Annotated in this window: 21 protein-coding genes; 1 reads left to right on the top strand and 20 read right to left on the bottom strand. The window is 46.7% G+C overall.

Features of this window, described 5'->3' with window-relative positions; genetic code table 11:
* Nucleotides 1–590: 590 nt before the first annotated feature.
* From ACE3MQ_RS12210 to ACE3MQ_RS12120, 19 genes are all read right to left on the bottom strand, one after another.
* On the bottom strand, nt 591–1,412 hold the full coding sequence (locus ACE3MQ_RS12210) for a flagellin N-terminal helical domain-containing protein (protein WP_379392885.1): 822 nt from the start codon (nt 1,410–1,412) through the stop codon (nt 591–593).
* A 102-nt stretch (nt 1,413–1,514) separates the two neighbouring features.
* A complete protein-coding gene (locus ACE3MQ_RS12205; protein WP_379392884.1) occupies nt 1,515–1,931 on the bottom strand; it encodes a hypothetical protein in 417 nt (138 codons plus the stop codon).
* A complete protein-coding gene (fliS, locus tag ACE3MQ_RS12200) occupies nt 1,918–2,313 on the bottom strand; it encodes a flagellar export chaperone FliS (RefSeq protein WP_379392883.1) in 396 nt (131 codons plus the stop codon). The genes ACE3MQ_RS12205 and fliS overlap by 14 nt, the downstream gene beginning before the upstream one ends.
* 22 nt (nt 2,314–2,335) lie before the next feature.
* On the bottom strand, nt 2,336–3,739 hold the full coding sequence (gene fliD / locus ACE3MQ_RS12195; RefSeq protein ID WP_379392882.1) for a flagellar filament capping protein FliD: 1,404 nt from the start codon (nt 3,737–3,739) through the stop codon (nt 2,336–2,338).
* An 18-nt stretch (nt 3,740–3,757) separates the two neighbouring features.
* Nucleotides 3,758–4,120, bottom strand: a complete 363-nt coding sequence (locus ACE3MQ_RS12190) for a flagellar protein FlaG (protein ID WP_379392881.1) — start codon at nt 4,118–4,120, stop codon at nt 3,758–3,760.
* 29 nt (nt 4,121–4,149) lie between these two features.
* Nucleotides 4,150–4,389: a carbon storage regulator CsrA gene (gene csrA / locus ACE3MQ_RS12185; protein ID WP_379392880.1), complete on the bottom strand. Its 240-nt coding sequence runs from the start codon at nt 4,387–4,389 to the stop codon at nt 4,150–4,152.
* A 3-nt stretch (nt 4,390–4,392) separates the two neighbouring features.
* A complete protein-coding gene (fliW, locus tag ACE3MQ_RS12180) occupies nt 4,393–4,842 on the bottom strand; it encodes a flagellar assembly protein FliW (protein ID WP_379392879.1) in 450 nt (149 codons plus the stop codon).
* The gene (locus ACE3MQ_RS12175) at nt 4,839–5,237 is read right to left on the bottom strand and encodes a DUF6470 family protein (protein WP_379392878.1); all 399 of its coding nucleotides are present in this window, start codon (nt 5,235–5,237) and stop codon (nt 4,839–4,841) included. The genes fliW and ACE3MQ_RS12175 overlap by 4 nt, the downstream gene beginning before the upstream one ends.
* 33 nt (nt 5,238–5,270) lie before the next feature.
* On the bottom strand, nt 5,271–6,161 hold the full coding sequence (flgL, locus tag ACE3MQ_RS12170) for a flagellar hook-associated protein FlgL (protein ID WP_379392877.1): 891 nt from the start codon (nt 6,159–6,161) through the stop codon (nt 5,271–5,273).
* Between the two features lie 22 nt (nt 6,162–6,183).
* Nucleotides 6,184–7,755: a flagellar hook-associated protein FlgK gene (flgK, locus tag ACE3MQ_RS12165; protein ID WP_379392876.1), complete on the bottom strand. Its 1,572-nt coding sequence runs from the start codon at nt 7,753–7,755 to the stop codon at nt 6,184–6,186.
* Between the two features lie 28 nt (nt 7,756–7,783).
* On the bottom strand, nt 7,784–8,284 hold the full coding sequence (locus ACE3MQ_RS12160) for a flagellar protein FlgN (RefSeq protein ID WP_379392875.1): 501 nt from the start codon (nt 8,282–8,284) through the stop codon (nt 7,784–7,786).
* Between the two features lie 9 nt (nt 8,285–8,293).
* Nucleotides 8,294–8,578 carry a flagellar biosynthesis anti-sigma factor FlgM gene (gene flgM, locus ACE3MQ_RS12155; protein WP_379392874.1) on the bottom strand — a complete coding sequence of 95 codons (285 nt, stop codon included), beginning with the start codon at nt 8,576–8,578 and terminating at the stop codon, nt 8,294–8,296.
* A gap of 133 nt (nt 8,579–8,711) precedes the next feature.
* On the bottom strand, nt 8,712–9,131 hold the full coding sequence (locus tag ACE3MQ_RS12150; RefSeq protein WP_379392873.1) for a TIGR03826 family flagellar region protein: 420 nt from the start codon (nt 9,129–9,131) through the stop codon (nt 8,712–8,714).
* Between the two features lie 108 nt (nt 9,132–9,239).
* Nucleotides 9,240–10,145, bottom strand: a complete 906-nt coding sequence (locus ACE3MQ_RS12145; protein WP_379392872.1) for a ComF family protein — start codon at nt 10,143–10,145, stop codon at nt 9,240–9,242.
* Nucleotides 10,146–10,512: 367 nt separating this feature from the next.
* Nucleotides 10,513–12,891, bottom strand: a complete 2,379-nt coding sequence (locus ACE3MQ_RS12140) for an ATP-dependent helicase ComFA (RefSeq protein WP_379392871.1) — start codon at nt 12,889–12,891, stop codon at nt 10,513–10,515.
* 1,158 nt (nt 12,892–14,049) lie between these two features.
* Nucleotides 14,050–14,475 (bottom strand): hypothetical protein, encoded by a 426-nt coding sequence (locus ACE3MQ_RS12135; RefSeq protein ID WP_379392870.1) that lies wholly within the window; start codon nt 14,473–14,475, stop codon nt 14,050–14,052.
* Between the two features lie 274 nt (nt 14,476–14,749).
* Nucleotides 14,750–15,478, bottom strand: coding sequence for a response regulator (locus ACE3MQ_RS12130; protein ID WP_379392869.1), 729 nt, complete (start codon nt 15,476–15,478; stop codon nt 14,750–14,752).
* Entirely contained in the window at nt 15,471–16,643 is a 1,173-nt protein-coding gene (locus tag ACE3MQ_RS12125) for a sensor histidine kinase (protein ID WP_379392868.1), read from the bottom strand. Before ACE3MQ_RS12125 ends, ACE3MQ_RS12130 begins: the two co-directional genes overlap by 8 nt.
* Before the next feature lie 49 nt (nt 16,644–16,692).
* The gene (locus ACE3MQ_RS12120) at nt 16,693–19,410 is read right to left on the bottom strand and encodes a stalk domain-containing protein (RefSeq protein WP_379392867.1); all 2,718 of its coding nucleotides are present in this window, start codon (nt 19,408–19,410) and stop codon (nt 16,693–16,695) included.
* A gap of 756 nt (nt 19,411–20,166) precedes the next feature.
* Between ACE3MQ_RS12120 and ACE3MQ_RS12115 the strand changes: the two genes are divergently transcribed.
* Nucleotides 20,167–20,838, top strand: a complete 672-nt coding sequence (locus tag ACE3MQ_RS12115; protein ID WP_379392866.1) for a hypothetical protein — start codon at nt 20,167–20,169, stop codon at nt 20,836–20,838.
* A gap of 324 nt (nt 20,839–21,162) precedes the next feature.
* On the opposite strand, the gene ACE3MQ_RS12110 is transcribed toward ACE3MQ_RS12115, so the two are convergent.
* Nucleotides 21,163–22,509: a TolC family protein gene (locus ACE3MQ_RS12110; protein WP_379392865.1), complete on the bottom strand. Its 1,347-nt coding sequence runs from the start codon at nt 22,507–22,509 to the stop codon at nt 21,163–21,165.
* Nucleotides 22,510–22,551: the final 42 nt, after the last annotated feature.

Here is a 22,551-nt window from a genome sequence, read left to right as displayed (position 1 = left end):
GTGGCCTGCGTAACGTACGAAGCGCAGACCCCGGTTGAACTCGGCCTTCCGACATATTCTTGCGGCTTCGCCACTACTCTTTGTCGTAAGCCATCATATAAAGTTGGCTACTGTCGTTGTTCTTGCAAGAACCTATCGATTTCTTCTCTCCCTTTAGTTCAGTCTTTCAGATTTCCGGCGTCCGGTATTCGCGTACTATCGCATATGCTGCTGACTCCTGTGGATTCTCAGCACAGTCTTTCGGCTGTTGTTACGAAGTTAATTCGCGTGTTTCACAGGCCTCCCCAGATAAGAAATCAACTTTCTATCCGCAACTACTCGGGTTACAAGCTTGGTTGTTGGCGACTTAGAATTTCGTGATGGTGTGGTGACTCGTCCGGCTATCTCTGCCTCAGATTGAGTTCGTGTACCTTGACTCTTGCATTTGCCTCCAGCTTCCATCAGATTCAACCTCCCGGTCGATATCTTTGCCTGTGTAGGCCTTCGCCAGCCCATGTTCGGAAATCTAACCCTAGAAATGACGGGTTGCTGGGCATACAAAGCAAAAAGACTCCCCATAGGGAGCCTTTTGATGAATGATACTAATAATATTATCCAAGCAATTTCAAAACTGCTTGTGGTGCAGAGTTAGCTTGAGCCAACATTGCAGTACCTGCTTGAACAAGAATTTGATTCTTAGTGAATGCTGTCATTTCCGTAGCCATATCAGCATCACGGATACGAGATTCAGAAGCAGATAAATTTTCAACCATAACACCAAGGTTGTTAACTGTATGCTCTAAACGATTTTGAACAGCACCAAAAGTAGCACGTTGTTCAGACACTGTTTCGATTGCTGCTTTAATTGCAGAAATAGCTGCGTTTGCTCCAGATGCTGTTTCACCTGATACGTTTAGGCTATTAATGCTCAGAGCAGTTGATCCCATTGCTTTCAAGTCGATAGATATAGTAGTATCAGCATCTGAACCAACTTGGAATGAAACAGTTGAAGATTGGCTAAGAAGATTAATACCATTGAAATTTACTGTAGTAGCAATGTTACTAATTTCACCAAGCAACTCTGTAACTTCTAATTGAATCTTAGCACGGTCAGTATTATCATAAGTACCGTTAGCTGCTTGGTTAGCCAACGTATTGATACGTTGCAGCATAGAGTGAACTTCAGTCAAAGCACCCTCAGCTGTTTGAATCAAGGAGATACCGTCTTGAGCATTGCGTTGTGCTTGGGACAAGCCGTTGATTTGGAAACGCATTTTCTCGGAGATTGCCAGACCTGCTGCATCGTCAGCCGCACGGTTGATCCGGTAACCGGAAGACAATTTCTCCATTGTCTTACCCATTTGAGTATTGTTGAAGTTCAAGTTACGGTTAGCGTTCAGCGCGCCAACGTTCGTGTTAATAAACATTCCCATCGTAATCATCCTCCGTGATTTGGTTTATATTGGCTACATCCTTGTGGCCTAAATAATATATCGGTAGAACTTTCATATAACTTTATACCTAAAACATAAAAATTATTTTTTTTCATCAAAGTAAAAAGAGCTCTGGCTTTTTTGGTTCATACCATAGTAAGCATTCATGACTAATCTCTGATTATTCACGGCCTTTAACTCGCTTCCAGCTTCATTCACGGAGGCATGCAGCCGCTGATCAATCTGCTGCAGCGTCTCGGCAATTTGCTCCATAAGTGCCACAAGAGAAGGCGACGGCGGTAATCGTGTCTCTGCCTTCTTGTCCAGATCCTCAATTTCAGCACAAATCTGCTCCCATTGCTGCGACAACTGCAGAAAATCCTCCACAAAAGCCCCTAGCTCTGTAGCTTCATCCACAGGCACCTCCGTGAATAAGCGAAGCTGTGCATTGGCGCACTGAAGGAGCTGATCATACAGTGTCTGACGGCGATCGGCCATGATTAGATCAAGCTTGTCCAAGACTAACTTCCTTCCCAATCTGCTCCCAGGCAGATTGAAGTTCTTTGAGCAGGACGATGACCTCAGCGACATAGCCTTGCTCTTTTTTAACATTGGCCTGAACCAGTTGCTCCACGATATACAAATAAATATTTTTAAGATTGCGAGCCAATTCGCCGCCTTCACGTTCATTTAGGGAAGACAACAATTCATAGACAATGTCCTGCGTCTTCTGAATAAATGTATTCGTATCCTTTACATTGCCCTCCTGAATAGCTTGTTCAGCACGGGTAGCGAATTGTACGGCACCATTATACAGCATCAACGTAAGACGATGAGGAGAGGCCGTCTCATACTTGTTTCGCTGGTAGCTTTGATAGGCAGACCTATTTTGCAGGGCCATTACTTTCATCTCCTATAAGTATCTATGATTTATTTGAAGCTGTGAGCGCATTAAGCTGTCCGGCCATCCAGTTTTGCTGGGACTGCAATTTGGATAGAGCCACTTCCATTTGTACATACTTCTTCTTCATGGCCTCTTCCTTCAGAATCAATCGCTGCTCCATGCTATCCATCTGTTCAGTGATATAATTAATTTCGCTATCATACCCCTCCATTCGAGAGGCAAGCAATCCATTTGTTCTTGTCCAGTCATGCAGACGATCTTTAGCGATCGTCCCCAGCCCGTTATCCCCTTTAATCAGTTCCTCGACTATACCGGGATCGGCAATCAACTTCTCCTTAAATAATTCCTTATCGAAATCAAGCTCTCCCGTCATCATCGCAGCAGTAGTAGCCCCTTTATCAATTTCTAGGCCAATCAAGAATAGCTTATCATTCCCAGTGGCTCCCTCCACGGCATTGATGATGTTATACAATTCGCTTTGGAGGCTCTTTAACATAGAATCACCCTGAAGGTTTGTTTTGAAATTTTTATAAGATCCATCAGGGTTCTTCTCGTTCGTAATCTTCTTTGTATTCTCACGAATCAATTTAACAACATCATTGAAGGCATTAACGAACTTCTCGACCTTCTCCGCTATTTTATCAACATCCTGCTTGACTTCAATATTAACCGTGGACTCTTCAGCCAATAAATTCAGCGTGACCCCAGGAATAGCATCGGATACCGTATTGCTAGAGCTCTCTACATCAATGCCATTGACCTTGATTTTGGCCACCTGCGCAGTCACTTTGGATTGAAGCTCAAAAATCCCCGTACCTTCCAGATCAACGGTCTTGCCGGTTTCCTTAGCGGTCACAACCAAGCTCTTCTGGCCTTCAGCCGTTTGAACGAGCGAAGCCTGAACCTCTTCCCCAAACTGCTTGTTAATTTGATTTGAAATTTCTACAAGCGCATTCTCGAAGCTTTTCCCTTCCAGCTCCAAGTCATCCAGATTAAGGCTCACGCCGTTCACCTTAATGCTCTTAGCCGCCAGCAAATCTGAATTGCTGAACAATTTATCTTCCCCGTCAGCTTGTTTCATTTGGATTGCTGCCGTAGCGTTCACCTGGCGCTTTGCCAATTGTACAACTTCTACAGAATAGCTCCCATTCAGTGCATTGCTCCCGGCAACAGCAGAGAGCTTGGTTGAATCGGAGCTGACCGCGCTATTGGATCGGAATGCGTCCACATCGGATAAATTGGTCGCCGCATCACGTAGCGCTTTCAGCTTCAAATTAATATTATTGAAAGTATTCTTGTTATCTGTCATCTTCGTCTTCTTCGTTTCCAAATTGTCATATGGAATACGTTCCAACTTCATTAAATTACTAATAATTTCAGCAGTGTTCAAACCGGAAGCCAAGCCCGTTAAACTTACTCCCATATAAACTCACACCCTTCTCTATATTTTTTCATCGAAAAACATCCCGACAAGTTCCTTCATCTTGATGGATAGATCCACCAGGAACTCTGGCGGCAAGCTAGACAATACTTCCTTCGTTTCCAAATCGATAACTTCAACATACAGTTGAGCAGCGTCTTCGTTGTACTTGAACTGCAAATGCTTACCGGAAGAAGCTATTGAATGATTGAGCTTCTTTATCTCTTCTTCAAGACTTAATTTTTCTTCTTCGGTTAAGGACTGGTAATCAAACTTCTGCGTAATCAAATTCGCCTGAGCTGCTTCGCCGCCTTTATCCCTCAATAAGGCCCCTCTTAAATGATGAATGGGTAATTCTTTTCCTTGTACTTGATTAATATTCATTCTAACCCCACCTAAATTGTAATATGGTATTACATTTTAAAGTTCTTAAGCAGGTTCAAGATTTGCTCCGGTTGAATGACATTAGGTTGTTCTCTTGCTGCATTATTCTCGGAAGCAATTCCGATATAGAGCTCTTGGCGTAGTATTTGAACTTCTTTAGGGGCCACAAATCCAAGTTTAATTTGGTCACCCTCAATGCCTAGAATTTGAACCTGAATCTGATCCCCAATCATTACAGATTCCCCCAGCTTACGCTTCAGAACGAGCATAACTCACTCCTCCTTCCGTTGAAGGAGATGCCGTATCGGTAATTCCTGATCATGAATAATATATTGACATCCTTGCTGGGAATTCGGAGCTAGAAGGATCGGAGCCTTCAAATTTAAATAAAACTGCTCCTGTTGAATATTCACGATCAACATAACAGCAATATCGTCTGCTTGTTCTACCGCAAGAAAATCTACCACTTCGTCGGATATTGCAAAGTTATAGTCATCTACCGCCTGATGGGCCTCAATTACAATGAAGCTGATCTGCTCATCTAGTGCATGAAGAATATAAAAAGGAGAATCTTCAATCGGTATCAAAGCATATTCATGAATTGACGGAACGCCAATTATACCTGACCCAAAGCGGTAAATGTGATTGGTTCCTATAACGATGCGGCCATATACCTCGCTTTCAATAATGACGGTATCTGCTTGATCCGCGTGTTGGTTCATTTCGGAAGAGCTCCTCTCGCTTCAACGTTAATCTCTGGCGGATAAATTCGGAAATCTATATAAACCCCTTGCCTGGGGAGTGCTTCTACTGTAATCTCCTTCTGCCCGTTACGCATATACCTTTGGTGAGCAATATTTCCGAAAACATTTTTCTCTCCCGAAGATATATTAGCTACCCTGTCGCCTTCTTGGACTTTGGCTGCAATATCCTGCAAAACTCCACCTTGAATTCTGCCTTCTATTTCTCTCATCAAAGAGTGCGGCCGCTTAAGCCCCAAATCATCGAATACACTTGACCAATCCGTGATCATTTCTGGAGGGGTTAAACGAACGGTAAGCTCCGCTGGTCTATATTGTCCCCAATCATTAGAAATCATCGGCTGAATACCTGGCAATACCGTCCCCTCCTAATATAAGCTTGATAAAAACTATCTTAGAAAATCCAGAAGAGAGGTCTGCATCACTCTGGCCCCTGTCGAGAGGGCTGCCTGCAGTACATTCTCTTTCATTTTTAAATTCATGATAGCTTCGGAAAAATCGACGTCTGCCACATTGGAGCGCTGTTCCTTCAAACTTACATGCTCGCCTTGAATTCGGTTCTCCATCAACTCAAACCGGTTCATACGCGCCCCGATTTCAGCCCAGCTAATGGCCATATGGTCGGAAGCGGCGTCAATCTTATCAACACTTGCTGATATTGTAGTAATATTATTAGAATCCAGCGCAGTTATAAGCTCATCCAGCACACCAAATACATTATTTGCAGAATTAGCTTGTCCAAAAACAACCTCGCCGGTAATACTTACCGGAACCTTAACAGCCGGACTTACATTCAGATAAAACAATCCTGGATCGGTTTCTTCTCCCGCAGCCCCATTCACCGTATAAGGTGCCTGATCTGTTTTTTGGCCGTTAAAAAGGTATCGACCATTATAGGTGCTATTTCCGATGGTCACCATCTGTTCTTTTAATTGCCGAACCTCAGCCGCAATCGTTTCTCTCTGCTGGGCATCCAAAGTACCGTTAGCAGCCTGCAAGGCAAGCGTCCTTACACGCTTTAGCACATCCGAACCTTGCTGCATTAAGGAATCCATCGTCTTCAAAATCTCGGTTCCTGTCTGCGCATTCATCATGAATTCCTCACTTCTAGCGAGGTCTGTGTCGTATCTCATTTGGTAACCGACGCCTACCGGGTCGTCACTCGGTTTGCTGATACGCTGGCCTGTTGCCAGCTCTTGCTGTCCTTGCGTCATAGCAAAGTTAATGTTGCGCAAGTTACGAAGGAGTTGAATATTTTGCATTGATCCTGTTACACGCATACTGAACTAACCCTCCTCATAATTACCGTCCTACGATGCCCATCGAATTAATCACACGGTCGAGCATTTCGTCCACCGTCGTCATATTACGCGCTGCTGCATTATATGCTTGCTGAAAGCGGATCATATCCGCAAATTCTTCGTCCAAGGAAACGCCGCTCACCGATTGGCGCTGCATTTGCAGATTGTCTGTCATGCTGTACTGGTTCTCGTAATTCCGCAGCGTATTGCTTGCCCGGATTCCCAAATCGCCGACAAGAGCCCGGAAGTAATCGTCCGTCGATCCTGTAGAAAGAGAAGTCAGATTCGCCGGGAAGGTAAACAGTGCGTCACGCATCGAAGCCAGAGCGTTGGCAATATCGCTATTTCCCCGAATCACCTTGTTGACTCCGTTCACATTCTCGAATTTTGAGGATGCTGCGATTTTATTCGTATCGCTTATAATGTCCGGGTTAACCCGAATGTCGTCGATCGTAAAGGCTCCGCCCGTCGATAGGAAGAACGGAATTCCCGTAGTCGGCGGATCCGTCAGGGTGTAACCCAACTGGTGCAGGCCATTGAATCCTTTGACCATCACATCCATGGAAGAGGTAATCGTAGAGCCTGCGGGAATATTTTGCCCGGCTGGAATAATGGCGCCGCCTTGCAAAGTAACATCGTTCAAAGCCGTCATGTCCTGGGAAGTGACGTATCCATTGCTAAGAGTAACCTTTACATCTCCTGTAACGAGCGTGCTTACCAATGCGTTCAGTTGGTTACGAATCGTGCTCGTCTCTTCGAGCGATCTGGTGTAGCCGTTCAATTGTCCCGCAGTAGCTGTAGCAGCACTGGCTGCTGTTAAATACGTTATGTTCTCTCCTTCAAGCACGTTCGCTCCTGCGGATGTCAGACTGACCATGCCGGCTTCGTCCTCGACGAACTGAACGTCTACGATCGTAGACAATTGGTCGATCAGTAAATCTCTTTGGTCGCGATAGTCGTTAGCGTTATCACCAAAGCTCTCATTATCGCGAATAAGAACATTCAGTCTGGCGATATTATCGAGAATGTTGTTTGCTTCCATAACCTTCTTGTCGATATTTGCCGTGATATCACTCGTCAAGTTATTCAAAGCTGAGCTTATATGCTGAAGTGTATCCGTTAGGTTGCTGGCTGCTCCAGCGACGGCTACACGGGCACTTAACAGAGAAGGGTCGCGGTTAAGAGTTTCCCAAGCGTTCCAAAAATCATCCATGACCTTACTAAGGCCGCTGCCAGAAGGTTCGTTCATGATGCTTTGAATCGAAACCATCGTTGAGTTCAGTACTTCCCAGGAGCCCAGAAACTGATTCTCACGCCGAAATTGCGTATCCAGGAAGCTGTCTCTAATTCGCGTAATGCTGCCATACTCGACACCCGTGCCAAGCATTCCTGGCTGTTGGCTCCTCGTCATCCCCATGGCCCAGATCGGCCGTGCTTCCGTTGTATTGACGCGCTGCCGAGTGTAGCCCTCCGTGCTCGCATTAGCGATGTTATGTCCTAAAGTCTGCATTGAAGTTGTATTTACAAATAAGGCTCGCTTACTCGTCTCTAATCCATGAAATGTGGAGGTCATCATCATTCTCCTTTATATCATCAAAAGTTTAAGCTCTCGTATCAAAGTTGCTTCTTGCCGAGGTTCTTTTCTCCTGCTGCTGCGGAGGGGCATAAGTCGCCTCTTCATCCATGCCGCCCACCATCAGGTTCAGAGAGAAGTCGATAAAAGAAAGCGACTGATCGATCAGGCTTTGATTTAATGTATTTACTTGCTTGAGCTTGTCCAAGCGCTCGCTTAGCTTGTTTTGAATCTCGGAAAGAGCCCGTTTCTCCTCAGGATCAAACACTAGCCGAAGCAATTCCGTTATGGTTAATTCCAACCGGGATTTAATTCCCTTAGACTGCAAAAAGGCTTGCGCTGACGCCAGAATCTGCTTCTCCTGTTCTTCAATGCCTTTGAGCATCTTTGATTCCTTGGACATCGTACGAACTAAACCGTCGTACTCGTTGCTAATGATAGCTTGCTTCTTCTCCAGCATCACTTCAAGCAATGCTTCATAGCGCTGATCCATTTGCTCCAATGCATCAATCAATCCTTGAACTGACATGGCTGCCCCCTACTTCTCAGTCATAGACTTAAAATACGGAGCGAGCTTCTCCGCCAGTTTGCCGGCATCGACATGATACGTGCCCGAGGATACCTGGGCTTTGAGCTCCTCAATCCGTTCTAAGCGCCGAGGATCTTGTGCGTTCTCCTGTGCCTGCAACAGCTCCATCGCCTCCGTTGAGATGGACACCTCATCCTTGCGGCGTGCTTTGCGGTCTGATTCCTGACGCTGGGATTCAATGTGGCGTTGATAATTATTTATGGCTCCGACCCGTCCTGTTTCGTTGATCTTCATGGGCTCCACCTTTCTTTCCAAATTAAAAAAGCCGATAATCTTTACTAAGTTTATCGGCGTCGGTTGAAACATTGTTAATAGCGAACTATAGGTTTATTTATATAATTATAGCATTATTTAAGTTCTTTTAGCCTTACTGATTACGGAATTTGTCGACAGCACCGTAAGCTCCGCTGCCTTTTCGATCGGCAGAGCCTAATTGTCCGGCCCCGGAATCCTCCCTCGCCGCAGCGGTTAAATCCCGCGTAAGACGAGATCGGCACGAATCGCACATGTTATTGTCGCGAATAAGAACCCCGCATACTTCGCAAGGATACATCATATTCGGGTTATCAGCCACAGTAATGCGGCCCTCTTTGATAAACTTCGTGATCTGTTTAATCGAGACGCCTGTTGCTTCCGAAACCTCTTGAATGGTAGCCGTCTTCTCTTCGCGCAAATATTTCAGACATTTTTCATACTCTTTCTCAATATCTTTAATACAGGAAGGACAGATGTCCCTAAAATTATTGGCGAACAGTTTGCCGCAGCGCGGACAATTCCCTAAATTCATAACCATTCCCCCTACTACTCCATTCGTAAAGCTGTTTATGATAGATTACCTTATTTTAGGGGTGTACGTCCATAATTTCGCGCACAAAAATACTGAGATTTGTTAATTTTATGATCTCGCCCAGGTCAAACTGTAAATTTCTCCGGTAAATCCAAGCTCTTCGCACATGTTTTGTAACACAGCAGCGCAGGCATTCATCGTGCTTCCCGTCGTATACACATCATCCACGAGCAGAAGACGAATCGTCTTGTCATGAAAACGTTTGGAAGGACTAGATTGCAATACGACCCTTCCGAGTCGTTCAGTTGCATCCGGGAGAGCTTGAAATACCCCCTGCATATTTCTGAGTCTTTCGTTTCTGCTTTTAAAGCTTTGCTTGTCAGTGTGACGAGATCGTTTTAGTAAATTTAATAAGGAAAAGCTTCCTCCAAATTGCCCTCCAGCCAGAGCCACTCCCCTAGCCAGTTCTTCCGCCTGATTGAATCCCCGTTCGCTCCATCTCGCTTCGCTCAGCGGCACAAATGTAACCGCATCGAAAGCAAACTGCGGAGTTTTAAGTTCACTCTTCATTTGCGCCATGGCTTTTCCCATCATTCGCCCGAGTACAGCACCGTACGCTTCATGCCCTCGGTATTTATATTGAGCCAGCCATTGACGCATAGAGGGGCTATATGCCACACTGCTTCGGTTCATCACAAAACTGCGTTTCACTCCCCCATTTCGGCTGCAGTCCGGACAACCGACATGACGGCCGCAAATGCGGCAGCGAGGATGCCCGATCCAAGGGATACTTGAATAACACGGCAGACATAGTTCGGGATAGCCAGGTACGCGCACAGAAACCGTTTTACCACAAGCTAAACAAAATTCTCCGGCCGGAGCCAGTAATTGATGGATCGGTTTTAGCATCCCAGACCATAGCTGACTAAAACGCCCTGATAAGTAAATAGCATCATTCGGATGGTTATAAAAGCCATGTTCCAGTACGCCTATTCTCCCTACAGCAAGTGTCATGCTATTCCCCTTTCTTTTGAGCTTCATAGTCCTAGCTCTGCCTCACCGAGCGAGTCATCTATTATGAATGAAAAGTGAATCAGTGTTGCTCTCATCAGAAATACGTCTTTCAGTTCGATCTGAAAGTTTACTATTTCACCCTGATTATAAAAATGTGCGAATACTACCTCGGATATGTAGGTAAATTTCTTCATTTGTTAGAATGCAAAGTATTGGACACTTGTATTTTCTGATCACAAGAAATACGTCTATCGACGTGCTTTCTATGTAGACAGATCGCATTTAACGGTAGCTTTTCTTGTGATTACAGAATGGTTCAGCTCTACTGAAAACTTATTAATTCTATAATCTTAAAATAGTCGATTCTCTAATTTCGGTTTTCATTCCGCAGGAATCCCTTTTTGAGAGCGATCTTGTTCATCGACTTGATTTGTTTCACGGCAGCGCGTTGGGATGCTGTCCACTCGGGCGAAGCGAAAATGACAACGCCTGCAGGATCGTCTTTGGAACGCCCAGCTCTGCCTGACATCTGCACAAGAGACGCCTCATCAAAAAGAGCGCTATCCGCATCTAAAATATATACGTCACTCTTCGGCACGGTGACGCCTCGCTCCAGAATGGTCGTCGTGACGAGGATACGAATTTCACCCGCGCGAAAGGCAAGCACTTTATTGGAACGCTCCTCATCTTGTGAAGAAGTGCCAGCGATCGGGAGAGTAGAAAATTTACGCCGAAGAAGGGCAACAAAGGGATCAATATGCCTGATGCGAGATACAAACATAAAAATTTGCGCTCCTCGTTGAATGGACTCGTTTAAGGGTTGGAGTAATGAGCCAGGCAGCCGCTGATGCCCCAGCGCCTCTGCTACGGAGCTCATGGCAACCCGCCGTGGTACAGGCAGTGGATAACCATGGAATCGCGCCGGAACTTTAGCATGCGGTAATTTCCCTTGTCGGATTTCGCGCTGTAAAGCCAGCGGCGGCGTAGCTGATAAATATATGAAGCACCCTTCTGGCTTGCACGACGCTTCTGCTGCGAAGGCCAGCATAGGGTCGTTGTGATAGGGAAAGGCATCAAGCTCGTCGATAATGACGAGGTCAAAAGCCTGATGGAACCTCAAAAGCTGATGTGTCGTTGCCAAATAAAGTCGAGCCCTTTCCCAGCGTTGGGTACTCCCTCCGTAGAGGACTGCCGCAGGTTCATCAGGGAATGCTGCAGCAATCCGAGGTGCCAGCTCCAGGACAACGTCTCGTCTTGGCGTAGCTACCAGCACTGTACCTCCCTGATCAAGCACATATTGAATCAAGGGGAAAATCATCTCTGTTTTTCCCGCACCGGTCACGGCCCAGAGAAGGAAGCGAGGGATTGCCATCTGTGCGGCGGCTCTTGTAGTCGTGCGGCAGCCGTCATGCAGCCTAGCAGCGCTCCCAGAAGGCTTCGCGCGCCTGCCGCCGCCGCGGGCCCCCGCTTCCTGCGGCTGCGCCAGGAAGCGCAGCGCCTCCCCCGCAGCTGCGCGCTGCGCGGGGCTAAGCCCCCACCGGTCCAGCAAGGACTCGGTGGGGGCTGCTCTTGCCGTGCCGCCTCCAGGCTGCGGCACGACGCCCGCGCTGCCGCGAAGCAGCAGCGCACAAGAGCGGCTGCGCCCCAACGCGAGGCAGGCCTCGCAGTAGGCGCAGCTGCTCAGGCCGCACGACCCGCAGGGCGTGCGGCGAGGGGCTTCGCTGCCGCAACGCAGGCAGCGGGGAGGCCGTGCCCTGCTGCGCAGCAGGGCACGGTTGTGGCGGGCGGTGGCCGAGGCCACGCCCGCGGTGAGCTGTACGCGCCCCTGCAGGTGCGCGTACTGGGCGGCGGAGCGCCAAGCCGGCGCCAGCTCCGGCAGGCGTTCCGCCAGCAGCTGCTGCAGCTCTGCAGCCAGCAGCGAGCGGCCCATCAGCGCGTCCCCAAGCCGTGACGCGCCATGCGCGATTGCCTTCGTGCCCAGTATCTGCTGATTCAGTACTTCCGCGTCCAGCACTTGCTTATCAAGTATCTGCTTATTCATTTCCTCCATGTTCAGTAACTGCTTATTTATTACATCACTGTCCACTAACTGCATATTCATCGCCCCTGTGTTCAGTGTCGAGCTACTCATAGCCTCAATCCCCTTTACTTGCGTATTCATCTCCTCCCTATCCGCTAGCTCTACATTCAATACCTGCATATCCAATGTCCCCATACTCGCAACCTGCTCAGTCACCAGCTCTCCCGCCCGAGCCTGCTTTGCTCTCAGTTCCTTCTCCACGGCTCGACCCTCCGGTGTCATTCCACTTAACCTTGTCCATATTAGTTGCATGGGATTAAGCTCTTGTAGAAAGAATTGATCACCGTTCCCATTTTTCTTAAGCTGCCCGGCACACTCTGCTTGCACGTACTTCTTCCACTCCTTAGGGCCCCAATCATCCATTACATCTTCATGTACAAATTCATCACGCAGGCCGATCGCCAAACCAAGAGGCAGCTCATCAGCTAATAGCAGTAGGATCTCTGCCTTTCGCTCATCTGTTTCATGCTCAACCGGCACCCTGCTACGTTCGTATACCTCTGCCTTCTTCATAACTCGACCATATAAACTATTCCGCCCCGTGCTACTCCAATCGCCAGCCCTCTGCCCCTCCTGCGTCCACCATTCCAGATCAACGGCAAAATCAAGACTAACTCTAACCTCCCATCCTTTTTTGCATCTGACCGCATATAAACAGATTTTCAACCTTATCCCCCCATTAACTTTTAAAGTATCAATTCTGTATCTCAGCCCCCAGACAGCCCACTAAAATAAACAACGCCGATTGAAGAACTTGGAAAACAGAGCCCGTTACGCGAAGCAGTATTGCCCTGCGATATTAGGGAAGCAATAGGAAATTGATGCTGATAAATCCATCTCCCTACCCGAGCTGCGGACTCACCCTTTCATACCTTTTGATATTTTAAGAGGTTAAAAATCGCATACGATGCTTTAAGGATCGATTAATCTCACCCAACTTACTTCTACAACTGCAATGCCATACAAGTTGAACTATAGATTTTCGCGGTAAAGGCATCCATGTGAATTGTTCTTTTCGAAATTGTACGACTTTTCGTACAAAGTTCTTGTTGCGGATGCTTTCCGGAGCAACTTTTACGATTTTTTATACAAAGCTCTTTATGCAGACGCTTCCGGGAACAACCTTGTACGATTTTCCATACAAAGCTCTTGCTGCAGACGCTTCAGGGAGCACCTTTGTACGATTTTTCATACAAAGCTCTGATGCAGACGCCTCCGGGAACAACTTTGTACGGTTCTTCATACAAAGCTCTTGATGCAGACGCTTCCGAGAACACCTTTATACGATTCTTCATACAAAGCTCTTGCTGCGGATGCTTCCACGAACAACTTTGTACGATTTTTCATACAAAGTTCTTCCTGCGGATGCTTTCCGGAGCACCTTTGTACGATTTTTCATACAAAGCTCTTGATGCAGATGCTTCCGAGAACACCTTTATACGATTTTTCGTACAAAGCTCTTGATGCAGACGCTTCAGGGAACAACTTTGTACGAATCTTCGTTCAAAACTGCCGTGACTGACCGTCTCCTGGGCTTTTTTTACGAGTTATCGTTCATTGCTCTTGCTGCAGCCGATAAGGTCGGAGATCCGATTCCGCTTGTTTTTGCCTCCGTATAACCATACGTCCCCCTTCAGCAACGTTCCCCCTCATACACATTCCTTTGCTACCAACCACACCTGCCAATTCCCATGCTTTAAGCATTACTTCACCCACATTCCGAATCGCATCCGTTCTAATAAATGCAAAAAGCACACCCCTCGGCCATGGCCCAAGAGTGTGCTTCACATCTTACGATTCACCTGCATATTCAATTGAGTCAAGCTATACGTGAACATACGGTATTTTAGCCGCTTCTTGCGGTATCCGGAGATCGATGAACTTCGATTGCTCTCCGTCGTCAGGGTTACTGTGCCGGATGAATTCATGCTCATCCTGAATTTCGGCCGTGCCAATTACGGTCAGGTTCATTCCGTTTGCATACTTCATCCGCTCAATAATGGCCAGCGTGTCATCCTGCGAGCCCTCGTCTAGTATAGTTACCCTTAACGATTGCGCCCTTAAGCAGCTGTACCACATTAAAGCCCGCAAATACCATTCCATCTGATTTTCATGGTTATGGGCCACCAAAATATAGTGAACCCGCTTGCGGGAAATCGGTTTATACTTTAAATTCCTGCTGTGAAAAAAGTGCACCAATACTCCGGCAACGCCATAACTAAACAGGATCCAAGCCATGTAAGGAACCATGCGACTCAACCTCCTTATGCGACAATATATGCCGCTGAAAGGAGGTCGGTTACTGGGCTTTCATTTCGTATCCCCTGATAGGACTTAAACTATAATTTGTCGCCTTAGAATTATGCTGTCTAGCTGTATTACAGGCCAAGCCGCTTATTCTTCTCCTTGTTCAAAAACAATGGATTACGACCTCACATTTCAATATTAAGAAAATATTGGAAATAAAAAGCGCTAAAACTCCCTGCTTGTGCCTGTATCGGCGAATTGCAAGTTTTTCTCATCTTTATAAGGTTACCCAACCGAACTTAATGGCGTTGATTACAGCCTGCGTCCGATCGTCTACGTCCATTTTTTGCAAAATGCTGCTGACATGGTTCTTGACCGTCTTTTCACTGATAAACAAGTGTTCGCCGATCATTTTATTGCTGCGGCCTTCCGCCATCAGACGAAGCACCTCCGCCTCACGCCTTGTCAGTGGATTGTCGTCTCCAGCTACGAATTTAACCCCGGCCTCGCGAATAGCGCTATCTTCAGCAATAGCTCCAGTCTCGCTTAAATACTCCATCCGGCGGAGCTGTTGAATCAATTTCCCCGTCACCTTCGGATGAATAAAAGCATTACCCTCGGCCACAGTACGAATCGCATTTACAAGTGATTCCGCCTCCATGTCCTTAAGCAAATAACCGGTAGCCCCTTTACGAAGCGTTTCAAAAACATAACTCTCATCATCATGGATCGACAGAATAATAACCTTTATCTCTGGGAGAGCATCGCGCAGCTCCGCCGTAGCGTCTACCCCGTTCAATTGCGGCATATTAATATCCATCAAGACGATTTCAGGGAAAAATTGCTGACAGCATTCCAGCACCTGGGAGCCATCGCCGCATTCGCCGACGACCTCGATGTCTTCCTCCATGTTTAAAATTCGTTTAAGACCTTCACGAAAAAGTTGATGATCATCAGCCAAGAGAACTTTGATTGTTTGTCTAGTGTTAGAATTGAGATTATCCATCCTGTAACTCCTTCCTCTTCTCTGCGTTTGTCGGGATATGGATGACGATTTTGGTACCCAAATTCGCCGTTGATTCTATTTCCATTCTTCCTTCCAGCAATTCTACTCTTTCCCGCATGCCGATTAATCCAAAATGGGTATGCTCTTTGTTTTTTAGCTCCAGTTGATCCACCTTGAACCCCAGCCCGTTATCTTGAACCATAATTTTAACCATTTGGGCTTGATACGTAATTTCTACGACGACATACGTAGGAAAGGCGTGCTTTGCCGCATTAGTGAGCGCTTCCTGGACCAATCTGAATACCGCCGCCTCCATGGCAGAGGTCAAACGGAATTCCTTGCCTCTCGTTTCAAAGGTCGTCCGAATTTTGGTCTTTTCTTCATAGTCATGCACATATTTGCGCAATGTCGGAATGAGCCCCAGATCATCAAGAGCCATCGGCCTAAGATTAAAGATGACTTTTCGCATTTCCTCTAAGCTGGAGCGCACTTGTCCTTTCAAATCTATTATTTCGTCCTGAACCATCTTAAATTCCTGCCTAGCTAGCATTCTTTCTACAATTTCCGTCCTAAGTACTAGATTTGCGAGTAATTGGGCGGGTCCGTCATGAATCTCCCGGGAGATTCTTTTACGCTCCTCTTCCTGCGCGAGAATTATTTTCAAGCCGATGATTTGGCGGTTTTTAGCGGACTCCAGTATTCGTGTAACTTGTCCCAGTTCCCCTGACAAGTATTCTAACACAACTCCCATTTGCGTGCCGATCGTCTCCGCCCGTTCCACGGATTTATCCACATTGCGAGCCCTCTTCTGTAATTCGTCACGTCTGGCCTTCAGATACATTTCTTTTTCACGGTAAATAAGCAGGTCGAGCTGCAGCTGTGTCGCTCTCTCGTAGGCCTGCTTGATATCCTCTTCCTTATATCGCACAAAATCCCGGCTGACTTCTGTCAGCCGGATGCGGGAACGCCTGTAATTCACTTCAAGCTGGTCGACCTTCTCCACGGTCTCTGCCGTTTCCTTCATGACCTGCTGAAGCTCGTTATTCAGCGTTTTCAGCTCATTTCGTGCCGAATCTAATATTTCCAACATTTGCAGTTTACTGTTTTCCATAACGCCTATGGCGTTCTTTATAACGCGATCTATTGCATCGGCTTGAAAATCCAATTACACCTTCTCCATTTCCTTGTATCCATATATGCCATATTTAATCATATCATGATTCAAGGGTGATGGATTTGGTTTTCTTTTCCCATTTTACATCGATACCAAGTGCTTCCGACACTAATCTTAACGGGACTAAAGTCCTATCATCGACAATGATCGGCGATACCTCCGATTGTTTCCGCGCTCCGTTCAGCGTAAATTCCTTTTTGCCTACCGTTAATTCCAGGAGCGTACTGCCTGACATGACAGTAATTTTCTTCGCCGTACTGTTCCATTCCGACTGTCCGCCGAAGGAATCAAGCACATATTTAATCGGTACGTACGTCGTATCATTTTTTAGCAAGGGGGCTACGTCGATACCCTGCTTCTTGCCATTAACGGTCAATGATTTCTGACCTACCGTCATCACTACTTTTGCGCTTGGCAGCCCAGTATCTCCATCTATCACAGGCGATGTAAATTTAATATTATCAAAAGATACGCTACCGGTTAATGCCCGCTCGTCCTGACCTTCTTCCAGGTTGACAAGGTATAAGCGTTTCAGCTTCGCGGAAGGCTTCAAGCCTGCTGAGGTCAGATCGACCGTCAGCGTCTTCCAGCCCGAGAAATTAAGCGGCTTGGCCAAATCCACGTACACCGCATTGCCATCCGGGTTGGCAAATTCAGCACGCAGCCAATTCAAGCTGGAATCTCCCAGAACATCTACCGACATAGCTGTTGAACCGTCAGGAATGCTCTTGCCCGTCGTTCCGTTGAGTTCCGCATATGCAAACTTGTTGCCTGTGCCGTTCGTCAAATCATAATCGAGCTTAAGCACTTTGGAGTTTTGACGATCCTCTGTTCCTTGCACGATGGAGGCCGTCCCTGTCGCTTCCGCAGGCAGCCCTTTGAAGGATACGGGATAAGACGTGCTCTCAAAATTCTCCCATATTTGCTCCGCCGAGGTCGACAGAACGATTGGAGTCGCGCTGAATCCATCATATTTTGCTGTAGCATATCCTACTTTAGCTCCGTCATTAACAGATTGCACCGTCAAAACGCCACCGGATACCGAGGCCTTCATTCCTTTGAATTCCCAGGTCAGGGACTCTGCCGGCACCTCTACTGTGCGCCCATCCTTCAGCTTGGCCGTCATTGGCACGGATACGCTCGTACCAGCCTCAAGAGGAGCATAGGTTGTCGTTGAAGAGAGACTGGCCAGATCTTTACCGCCTAATACGGTTACCGCCATGCTCGCCTTTGCATCGCCGCTAATCGCCGTTACCTGGGACGTGCCGGCCTTCACACCCTTAAAGCCTTCCCCCGTCCAGTTCACATTGCCGTTATCTGCCTTCCAGTTAGCCTGGATGCCGGAGGTGTCTACCGGGTTATAGTAATTATCATACCCTTTGAGAGTATAGGCAGCCGTCTGTCCGATCAGAATCGACGATGCGCCGCTAACCTTGAGCCCCTTAAGCGTTCCTTGAGGAGCGGTTGTGTACACGCCGAGCCCGTTGGCAACGGCCCGCTGCGAGCCGTCCCCATTCGACGTCGTAAAGGTAAGGGTAGCTTCATTCTCTGCCAATGGGCGATCGACCATCGTCGTGGAGCCGCCGCCATCCAGGTTCAGCCCCTTCCACACGCCGATCGCTGCCATGAACTTCTGCAATTCAGCCAATGTCATGCCCGAGCTGTTGCCGTTCTTCTCCGCAGCAATCAGGTAGGCATATTTTCCATCCTGGGAATAGCCTACCGCTGTACGGGCTACGGCACTACTGCCGCTTATGCTCGTAATAGAGCGGGTAAACGCGGATGGCTTTCCTTGATCGACAAGCAGCGTATGTCCGCCGATCATCATTTTCAAATCAGTCGGATTCAGTTCTTGTCCGCTGGCCACCGAGCGCAGCCGATAGCTTGTATCCAGTCTTTGTCCTACGTACAGGTTAGCCGCGACAAAATCAGCCGCCGCACCATGGGCTCGCAATATGTAACCATCTGAAGGCACTTGACCTGGTATCGCCGCTTTGATCGATATTTGCTGTACGATATCGCCTTGGACGAGCACCTCCGTAGGCGTCGTAGAGCTGTCCTTAGGCCGGTCTTCGGACTTCCAGGCACTTGTATATATATACATCTTGTTAGCGTGGCTGTAGGTCTTATCCGGCTCTATCATGTACGCTTCCTGATTAATGCCGGACAGGGGGAAGGTTAGTCCGTTGTCGGTCAAAACACTTCCTTGGAACTCGAATCGATCAATGAGCGGAGTTCCGTCACTTCGTACAGCGAAAGCATACATCCCCGTCAGCTGCGACGGACTCGTGACGAGCGTTCCTTGAGATACCGCACCGCCGAGTGCTACGCCTTGACCCGAAGTAGAGAAGAAGTCGCCGTTAACGCCTGCAACCGCCCCCGTCTCCCTAGCCATTCCTTGGACGGATTGTCTGGTGGTCACTTGTCCTTCTTTTCCCGTCATGACATCAAGATGGACGTAAGGGTTGGTTAAATCTACTTGAATGACATCCGCGAGAACTTTCACCGATTTGCCTGATCTCGTTGTAGTATATTGATATTTTAATAGCTTAGCTCCAGACGTAATCATTTCCCCGTCACCGTTTAATTTCACCACTTGCTCCGACGCCGCATGAACCGATGAGGTAGATCCAAACCATCCGGTTCCGATATCCCAAACAGGCTGAATCCATATCAAACCGGCCAGCGTAACAAGAAATAGCTTCTTCCCGCTTCTTGCCGCAACCCGTACCAATTTTGTGTCTTTGCGAACTACCATTGTAATTTATAACTCTCCCATCTGTACGCTTTATGCAGAAATTGATCCCTATTCTTCCATATCGGGAATCTAGTACATAAATAATAGACTACTTTTAGACGGAAAAGTTACGCAAAATCACAAGATTGATAAAACTGAAAGCAATTTTGGACGATTTGGAGAGAGGGAGTGTGTCGTAATGAACGGTGCCGCATGTGGTCGACCGACCGCCGTCATGTAACCAAAGCACCGCACGCTGGGAGCTGCGTGCGGTGCGGTGAATTGAGGTTGTGTTGATTAATGGTGGAGTGAAGGTTGCATGGATTGGAATAGCATCATAGTGATTGGGCGGGTGGAGTTAGCTGGAATTTATAGATTGATGATAAGTGGATTTACTGTATCTATTTTAAAGAAGAGACGCTCAGAAAAGATTTAAGTGGATTCATAGTGTTTAAATTAGTCGCGACAGCAATCTTTACATTTTTAAGCCATTTTAAGTACTCTAAATCCAATTAGATTTACTCTAGCTAGAAATTTAATTAAGTTAATAGCACGAAATCCATTTACATTACCGTTATACGGCTCTCCCCTCCTAACTAAGCCCCTTCTCCTGCAAAAGATAATCTAATCAATACTACTTATGCCGCTAGCTAAATCTAAAACATGTTCGTATAATAGTGATATACATGACGAAGAACGTCCTGTCCATCTTTTAATGGGTAGGACGTTTTTGTGTGCTTTAGTTTGCCATCATTCATTTTCAGGAGGTAGGCTAGAATGGAATTTGAAAAAGCTCACAGGCAATTTATTAACAGCCATATTCTGCGTCGTAAGGGAGAGCGTAAAGCACGTCTTGAGAGGGGTCACGGTCACGGAGAGACACTCTTCCTGAAAAATGTCTGGTGGCCTCTGTACAGAAACCTCGATCATCTTCATCCCGAGTACGAAGTCCCTGACTGGCGCGGACGCTCCTATTTCGGGGATTTCGCCTTCTTACCAGGGCATTTAAGATTCATACTTGAAATTAAAGGCTATGGCTCGCATGTCACCGAGATGGATCGGACAAAATACAGCAATGAATTGAATCGCGAGCTTTACTTGCAGACACTTGGCTACCGAGTAATATCACTAGCATACGATGACGTTGCCAATAGGCCCGAAATATGCCGCAATTTACTGCAGTTGTTTTTCAATCGTTACTTGACACAACAACATCCTCTTAAGCCAGGCGCTCTAGAAGAAGCAGCGGTTATTCGCCTATGCCTAAATTCTATGCTGCCCATCCGCCCCAAACAAGTAGCAACTCATCTTTGTATTGATCATCGCACGGCTATTCGGATTTTACATTCACTTACTCAAAAAGGCTGGCTTCGGCCCATTCACTCCGGCGCAGGATTGCGCGTACATCAGTATGAACTTATTAGAAACGCTTGGGACTTAATAAACTAACCCGTTATGATTCCGTAACCCTTACGACCTCCTAACCCTTATGAAAAACGTTGATTGAATCCAGTTAACTACAAGAAATCCAGCTAATCGTACACTCAGCAATAAAGCACAACTTTTACATACAGCAAATCCAGTTATGCGTGAATCATCCTCTTACATTCGACGGCGTACCATAGTTTGTATACCAAGATTTGTATGGTAGACCAGACTGAAAAACAAGAAAAAACGTCCTGCCATCGCTTAAATGGAAGGACGTTTTGTATGCCCGACTAATTCACCGTAATCATAAAGCAAGTAGGTTAATATACATTCATAAGTTACTGGTTACATAATGAAGCCTTCTTCAAGCGCATCTACGGAACGCTCTACTACGTAAAGCTGAATTCGAGCCAGTTCCTTCGCCGTCTCCTGCTGCGTCAAAATGAATGCTGACTTGTCATAATCATGGCGAGATATTAATCCGTTGTCGTATCGTTTCATCATGTGTATATTATCTTGCTTAGCGTTATTATAATCGTTCACTGCATTTTCGTAAGCCTTATAAGCCATTTCCGCATTACTGTACAGTTCGTCGACTTTTTTGTTAAGTTCAATTCTCGTTTTTTCAGCCTGCTGCTCTGCAATACGCACATTCAACTCCAACAAATCTTTCTGATCGTCACTGGAAGTATTGGTGTAATGCACTTGCTGCTGCGCCAAAATAATTGAATTCCACTGCCGTTTCATTTCAAATGATTTTTCCAATATACGCTCTCGCTTCATGCGGCTGATTGGCTGCGGGGTGAAATCCGGCATGTCTGCCAGTTCGATATTTGGGTCATAGGCGATGCCAAGATCAAAGCAAAACTGGACTAATGCCAATTCATACTTACTATTTAGCCCCTCCATCTGCTGCTCCTGCTTTTGAACCTCCCTTTGCGCTTCGGTAACCTTGGCCGCTGAAGTCATGCCCATCTCCTGCATCAGTTCGGCTCTCCTCAAGTCGGCCTTCAGGATCTCCAAGTACTTTTCGGCGACAGTCCGTTGTTTGTTTAATGAAAGCAATTCCGCATACTGCGAAGTTACCTGCAGTTTAATTCCTATGCGAGCTTCCTCTAACTCAAGGACAGTGTTGGACTGCTCCATTTCAATTTGTTTTAAAGCAAGAATCAACTGGTCGCGCTGTCCTTGCAACTGCTTATTCATGGCATCGGCGATATTTCCAACACCATTCAGCAACTGATTAACAACCATATTAGTTTCTAGCGTCGGGTACAAGGATGGCAGCATCTCTTCTGGAATTTCGCCATATTTCTCCTGAATCTCTTCAATGGATTCCGGTAATGTATATGAGCTGCCCGCCCCTCCGCTGGCATGATCAAGCTCTTTTTTCTGTTCTTTAAGACTTCCTTCATTTAATTTTACAGCCGTCAGTTTAAAAGTTAACAGTCTATAATTCAGTGAATGATCCAACGATAACTTCAGTACCGTATCAAGGTCTAGTCGCTTTAAGGGTACCAGGGTGCCCGAATCAATAAAGGAATCCTTTAATACCTCTTTGACAGTCGCTTCCTTCCCGGTACGAATCGTGTTGTCTTCGTCCGCCTTTGCGGCATGAACTGCTACCGGCCCTGCTGATAAAAGACTCAAACATAGCAGTGACGATATCATTGCCGATAGACATCTTTTCATAGAATTTTTACCTCTCTCTCCCAAATCAGACTAGTCATATCG

Source organism: Paenibacillus lentus, assembly GCF_042714055.1.
Taxonomy (GTDB): domain Bacteria; phylum Bacillota; class Bacilli; order Paenibacillales; family Paenibacillaceae; genus Fontibacillus; species Fontibacillus lentus_A.
This window is presented reverse-complemented; position numbering and strand designations above follow the sequence as displayed.

What these genes read in the sequence shown, in the direction of transcription:
- ACE3MQ_RS12210 (WP_379392885.1), bottom strand. Translation starts at nt 1,412, where the DNA reads ATGGGAATGTTTATTAACACGAACGTTGGCGCGCTGAACGCTAACCGT.
- fliS (WP_379392883.1), bottom strand. Translation starts at nt 2,313, where the DNA reads ATGGCCCTGCAAAATAGGTCTGCCTATCAAAGCTACCAGCGAAACAAG.
- fliD (WP_379392882.1), bottom strand. Translation starts at nt 3,739, where the DNA reads ATGGGAGTAAGTTTAACGGGCTTGGCTTCCGGTTTGAACACTGCTGAA.
- ACE3MQ_RS12190 (WP_379392881.1), bottom strand. Translation starts at nt 4,120, where the DNA reads ATGAATATTAATCAAGTACAAGGAAAAGAATTACCCATTCATCATTTA.
- csrA (WP_379392880.1), bottom strand. Translation starts at nt 4,389, where the DNA reads ATGCTCGTTCTGAAGCGTAAGCTGGGGGAATCTGTAATGATTGGGGAT.
- fliW (WP_379392879.1), bottom strand. Translation starts at nt 4,842, where the DNA reads ATGAACCAACACGCGGATCAAGCAGATACCGTCATTATTGAAAGCGAG.
- flgL (WP_379392877.1), bottom strand. Translation starts at nt 6,161, where the DNA reads ATGCGTGTAACAGGATCAATGCAAAATATTCAACTCCTTCGTAACTTG.
- flgK (WP_379392876.1), bottom strand. Translation starts at nt 7,755, where the DNA reads ATGACCTCCACATTTCATGGATTAGAGACGAGTAAGCGAGCCTTATTT.
- ACE3MQ_RS12160 (WP_379392875.1), bottom strand. Translation starts at nt 8,284, where the DNA reads ATGTCAGTTCAAGGATTGATTGATGCATTGGAGCAAATGGATCAGCGC.
- flgM (WP_379392874.1), bottom strand. Translation starts at nt 8,578, where the DNA reads ATGAAGATCAACGAAACAGGACGGGTCGGAGCCATAAATAATTATCAA.
- ACE3MQ_RS12150 (WP_379392873.1), bottom strand. Translation starts at nt 9,131, where the DNA reads ATGAATTTAGGGAATTGTCCGCGCTGCGGCAAACTGTTCGCCAATAAT.
- ACE3MQ_RS12145 (WP_379392872.1), bottom strand. Translation starts at nt 10,145, where the DNA reads ATGACACTTGCTGTAGGGAGAATAGGCGTACTGGAACATGGCTTTTAT.
- ACE3MQ_RS12135 (WP_379392870.1), bottom strand. Translation starts at nt 14,475, where the DNA reads ATGGTTCCTTACATGGCTTGGATCCTGTTTAGTTATGGCGTTGCCGGA.
- ACE3MQ_RS12130 (WP_379392869.1), bottom strand. Translation starts at nt 15,478, where the DNA reads ATGGATAATCTCAATTCTAACACTAGACAAACAATCAAAGTTCTCTTG.
- ACE3MQ_RS12120 (WP_379392867.1), bottom strand. Translation starts at nt 19,410, where the DNA reads ATGGTAGTTCGCAAAGACACAAAATTGGTACGGGTTGCGGCAAGAAGC.
- ACE3MQ_RS12115 (WP_379392866.1), top strand. Translation starts at nt 20,167, where the DNA reads ATGGAATTTGAAAAAGCTCACAGGCAATTTATTAACAGCCATATTCTG.
- ACE3MQ_RS12110 (WP_379392865.1), bottom strand. Translation starts at nt 22,509, where the DNA reads ATGAAAAGATGTCTATCGGCAATGATATCGTCACTGCTATGTTTGAGT.